At 36.9% G+C, this 4,792-nt stretch carries 5 protein-coding genes; 4 read left to right on the top strand and 1 reads right to left on the bottom strand.

The genetic code is table 11. From position 1 onward, the window contains the following. Window positions 1-77 precede the first annotated feature (77 nt). The 4 genes from ACZ3HQ_RS29550 to ACZ3HQ_RS29535 all read left to right on the top strand — a co-directional run bounded on the left by ACZ3HQ_RS29550 (window position 78) and on the right by ACZ3HQ_RS29535 (window position 3,164). Window positions 78-629, top strand: coding sequence for a TetR/AcrR family transcriptional regulator (locus tag ACZ3HQ_RS29550; RefSeq protein ID WP_000028029.1), 552 nt, complete (start codon window positions 78-80; stop codon window positions 627-629). Beyond that, window positions 629-1,006, top strand: a complete 378-nt coding sequence (qacH, locus tag ACZ3HQ_RS29545) for a quaternary ammonium compound efflux SMR transporter QacH (protein ID WP_000121134.1) — start codon at window positions 629-631, stop codon at window positions 1,004-1,006. The genes ACZ3HQ_RS29550 and qacH overlap by 1 nt, the downstream gene beginning before the upstream one ends. 614 nt (window positions 1,007-1,620) lie before the next feature. After that, the gene (gene mobV / locus ACZ3HQ_RS29540) at window positions 1,621-2,967 is read left to right on the top strand and encodes a MobV family relaxase (protein ID WP_053082646.1); all 1,347 of its coding nucleotides are present in this window, start codon (window positions 1,621-1,623) and stop codon (window positions 2,965-2,967) included. Between the two features lie 14 nt (window positions 2,968-2,981). Further along, complete coding sequence (locus tag ACZ3HQ_RS29535) at window positions 2,982-3,164, top strand: hypothetical protein (protein WP_350835256.1); 183 nt, start codon at window positions 2,982-2,984, stop codon at window positions 3,162-3,164. A gap of 13 nt (window positions 3,165-3,177) precedes the next feature. Here ACZ3HQ_RS29535 and ACZ3HQ_RS29530 read toward each other — a convergent pair whose 3' ends face one another. Next, window positions 3,178-3,735 carry a replication/maintenance protein RepL gene (locus ACZ3HQ_RS29530; RefSeq protein WP_048558832.1) on the bottom strand — a complete coding sequence of 186 codons (558 nt, stop codon included), beginning with the start codon at window positions 3,733-3,735 and terminating at the stop codon, window positions 3,178-3,180. Window positions 3,736-4,792: the final 1,057 nt, after the last annotated feature.

Raw genomic sequence — 4,792 nt, 5'->3', positions numbered from 1 at the left:
AAATAAGAGCTTTAATTCGATTGACAAAAAAACCGTCCAGAAGGTATATTATATGTATCTAAGTTATGGAGGTTATTATGTCTATTTCAAAGCATGCTAATAAGAAAAAAAATATATTGATTGCTGCATCTGAAATTGTAAAAGAAGAAGGAGTTGTCAAACTCACATTAGAGGCAGTCGCCCAAAGAGCTGGCGTGAGTAAAGGTGGATTATTATACCATTTTCCTAGCAAGGAAGCATTAATTAAAGGAATGGTGGAAGATTGGACAAATAATTATTTCGAATGCATTAATACGTTAGTTAATAACGACGATGATAACGCAATAGGAAAATGGAATAGGGCTTATCTTAAATCTACATTTTCCGATTTAGAAAACAATAATCTAAATTCCGCACTAATGGCTGCTATGTTTATTAATCCAGATTTATTAGATGAATTCCGGCAGAGATACGATATTTTGCATACAAAGTTAATAACTGATGGAATTGATCCTGTCAAAATAACAATTACAAGATTATCCATAGATGGTCTTTGGTTTTCAGAAATATTTGGAATGGCACCATTAAATGAAGAACTAAAAACACAAGTTTTTGATGAACTAATAAACATGATTCAGGAGGACGAATAATGTCATATCTATATTTAGCACTTGCAATAGTGGGGGAGATTATTGGCTCTTCCCTATTAAAAGCATCTGAAGGCTTTTCAAAACTCTATCCTACAATAGGGGTAATAATAGCTTTCGTTGGTTGTTTTTTCTTTTTATCCTTGTCGCTAAAAACAATCCCCTTAAACACTGCATATGCATTATGGGCAGGTTTAGGACTTGTTTTGACTACAGTAATTTCAGTTTTAGTTTGGAAGGAAAAACTTAACATGGCTAGCATTGCAGGAATAACACTGATTCTTGTAGGAGTTGTAATATTGAATTTGTTTGGACCAGGACATGGAGAATCTGGTCATGAAGCAAGCGAAACTATTACAATGAATGAGACAATGGAATAACACATAAAAAAGTCCTTCTTAATAAAGAGAAGGACTTTTTAGCTTAATTAAGGGTATTTTTTGAAGTCCTTATTCAACAAACCTGCGTACGTTAGTTTAAGTGTATCACTTCACAATTCCAATAGAGTAGAGTTTATTGAGACATAATGAAATTAGCGTTTTAAATGACTTCTGACTGTCTCATAAGACTTGTATCAAATGCTTACCGTTGTAAATCCGCATTTCCCTGACGCTACCCCTAGAAGCGTCTTTTTTGCTTTTTAAGGGTTTTTACTAGGGGCAACCTCTTACAAAGGCGAGAGAGGCCCGTATGGCGTCTGTCAACGGTACCGGACCGAAGGGAGGATAAGGAGTTGATAGACTCACTTCACCAAGACCCTCTTGGTGTCTCAAAAGGCAACACCTTTTGAGCTGCCTACCGGCGAGGGAGCCCCTCAAGGATTGAGGGGTTGGGGAGTTCGATTAAGGGGGTCTGGGGAAGAGTTCCCCAGTGGGTTTGGGCAAAGCCCAAGGTTTGGCTTTTAGCGTCGCAGACCACATGAAACTTTGCGTGCAAAGTGTAGTGTGTTACACTTTCTATTAATCTATCGATTTTCAGAAAGGGTGCGTACCCCATGAGTTACTCCATTATCCGAATGCAGAAAATGAAATCAAATGGGATAAAAGGGATTCAATTTCACAACCAAAGAGAGAGGGAAAGTGAAACGAATCCCGACATCAATAAAGCTGATTCTCATCTGAATTATGACTTGATAAACGGTCAAAGGCAGATTGATTACAACGAGAAAATTAGCCAAGTAATTGAGGACAATGTGACCTCTGGAAAAAAGATCCGTAAAGATGCAGTTAAGCTGGCTGAATTCTTAATTACCTCTGACAAGGAATTCTTCGATAAAATTTCACCCAAAGAGCAGAAAAGGTATTTTGAAACGGCTCATGAGTTCCTTGCTGATCGATACGGTGAAAAGAATTTAATCTATGCGACTGTTCACTATGACGAGAAAACCCCTCACATGCACGTAGGCTTCGTTCCAGTAACGGAGGATGGCCGACTATCGGCTAAAGATTTCTTTGGCCAGAAAAAGCAACTGGTGAGTCTTCAGGACGATTTTAATCAGTACCTGAAGCAAAATGACTTTAATTTGGAAAGAGGGGTCTCGTCGAGCCGTAAACACGTGGAGACGGCTAAATATAAGGCTCAAACGTTTCAAAGCATGGAGAAGGAAGCCCAAGAGAAATATGAGCGGACAATGGGGCATATTCAAGAGATTGATGATAAATCGAAATCGATTGCGAATATCGAAGCTAAAAAGGTTCTAGGGCTTGTTGGAATGAAGGAACAAGACTACAAAAGCCTAGTCGATTATGCGACCAATGGTGTGGCTTATCAGCTACAAGCAGAGAATCTGCAGAAAGAGTTGGAAAAGACTCAAAAAGAAGTTACGCAGCTGAAAGCTGATATGCAAATTGGACAAGATAAAATTCGCTATTACTACAAAGATATTGAAGAGAATTTAGACTCCTTAGCAGAGAAAAAAGCACTGCAAAAAGTGAAGCAAACAGACATTGTAAAGAACTATGGAGACTTGATAGAAAAGTACAATGGACTCGTTAATAAATATAATGACCAGTTGAAGGAGAAAAAGGAGTTAAAACAACAGGTGGACACTCTAAAAATTGAGAACCGGTCTTACCAAAATGAGAATCGGGAATTGAAATTAGAGAACGGAAAATTGAAGGGAAAACTCGTGCAGATCAGCAAGGAGTTTTCTGTTTTTAAAGAGAGGGTGGGCAAAGTTTTACACGCTCAACTTGACCGAGTAAAAACGTTCTTGAGGATGAATGATGTAGACCGAAGTACAATCAAGTTCCTGGATGATAGGCAAGATAAATTAGTCCAGGACTCTTTAGAAAAAATGGAGAAGCCACAAAGGCAAAAAGGGATGGAGATGGAACGCTGATGAAGGTGAAACAATTGGTTGAGAAGTTGGAGAAACTAGACCAAGAGGGAGAATTAATGCTTTTTATGAGGGATAGAAAGAGACCTCATTTAGGTTCTGGAACTCTTATTCCAATAAAAGATATTGGTGTTTTTACAAGTGTTGACCAAGATTCAAATGAGGGCAAATATGCTCTTGAAATAAAGAAAGGCGAGTAGTTATCTACTCGCTTTATTTTAAGTTTTCACGTTCTCTAAGGGCTTTAAATTTATCAAATTGGCTTTTGTATTCAAAGTCCTTGTTTTCCTTTTTGCTGACAAGGATTTTACCATCGTATTTAGCAAATTTCTTTTTGTCATTGCCATCTGTCCAAGCAAGGTCTTCGTTCACTACATAGACGTTTGATGTTCCCATTTTTAAAACATTTAAAAATCCATTCTCCTCTAAAAGCTTTACTGCTCTGTAAACTGTTGACCTTGATTTGCCAAAATAATCTTCAAAAACTGCATAAGAACAAGCTAAAGCATTTCTGTTATCCATGTGTTCCAAGATAAAAAATAATAAAGAACTTGCGAAGTTATGATTTGCCATTAACCATCTTAATTCTGGCATGTTGTCACGATAAAGCTGGATGAAATTATGATTTTTCTTTTTCTCTTCAAATTGCTCTTTGTCTTTGTTTTCTTGCTGTTCAAGATCAATAAGTCTTTGAAGCATTTGAAGTTGTTCAGGGGTTAACTCAACATTAATTTTTCTCTGCTCGTCCAATTTACGCACCTCTGCTGGCATAGAATCCTTCTCTCCCTTGTTATGTATCATCAGCTGTGATACCTATATGTATAATTTATGACACATCATAGGTCAAAAATGAACTATAGTCAAGCAAAAAATGACACATCTTAATTCAACTATGTGTCACAAGCTATGACACATATACGTGTCACAAGCTATGACACATTACCTTAACTAAAACATTGATATATCAACATTTTTTCTGTGTTCCCTTCTATATCTCCTAAAGGGCTTTTCTCCACGCAAGGTTCGGGTAGTATTTTTCGGACAGACCACCGAAAAATCTCCACCCTTTTCTCCTTGCATTCCGAAATTTTGGCGGTGCTGTACTTTCGCCAAGCCGACGTACCTAAAACGAGGAATTCAGGAAATCGGCTTGCTCGAGCCATTATACCGCCAAAACCGCCAGAGCTTCCGTTCATAAATTTTCTCTTTTGCCTTATGGATCTACGCAATATGGGGGCTTCCCCCAAACCCCCTTGCCAGCCTCCACCCTAAAACAAGGGGAGAATTGATGGTGTTCGAATAAAAATCTTTGATATTTAGAAATCTAATTTTAAAGAAGGGAGTTGAGCTTTCATGAATAGTAACAGTAGCATTAATAAAAGTAATTTAAATTTATTAGCCGTAGTAGCACTAGGATTGACGACAATTTACACCGCAATATTAGCGACTCAATTAATGTCCACAAAACATAAAGTTGATTATTTATATTACAAAGAACATTTTCAAAAAAATAATAAGGGGAATAATAATTAATCGCTAAAACAATGAGAGGCGCTCTAGAAGGGGTAGAGTCCTGAAAATGCGGATTTACAACGGTAATGTAATTTTCACCCATAAATAAAGCCGATTTTAAGAAATCGACTGTTGAACTAAAGCTCCCTTTACTTTAAGTACATTTCTTCACAATCTTTAGATTAATTTATTGGATTATTTTTATGTGAAAGAGTGATATTAAATAAGAGCTTTAATTCGATTGACAAAAAAACCGTCCAGAAGGTATATTATATGTATCTAAGTTATGGAGGTTATTATGTCTATTTCAAAGCAT

This window comes from Streptomyces sp. NPDC018263 (assembly GCF_055562575.1).
The sequence above is the reverse complement of the archived record's forward strand: the minus strand, read 5'-3'. Positions and strand labels throughout refer to the sequence as shown.

What these genes read in the sequence shown, in the direction of transcription:
- ACZ3HQ_RS29550 (WP_000028029.1), top strand. Translation starts at nt 78, where the DNA reads ATGTCTATTTCAAAGCATGCTAATAAGAAAAAAAATATATTGATTGCT.
- qacH (WP_000121134.1), top strand. Translation starts at nt 629, where the DNA reads ATGTCATATCTATATTTAGCACTTGCAATAGTGGGGGAGATTATTGGC.
- mobV (WP_053082646.1), top strand. Translation starts at nt 1,621, where the DNA reads ATGAGTTACTCCATTATCCGAATGCAGAAAATGAAATCAAATGGGATA.
- ACZ3HQ_RS29530 (WP_048558832.1), bottom strand. Translation starts at nt 3,735, where the DNA reads ATGCCAGCAGAGGTGCGTAAATTGGACGAGCAGAGAAAAATTAATGTT.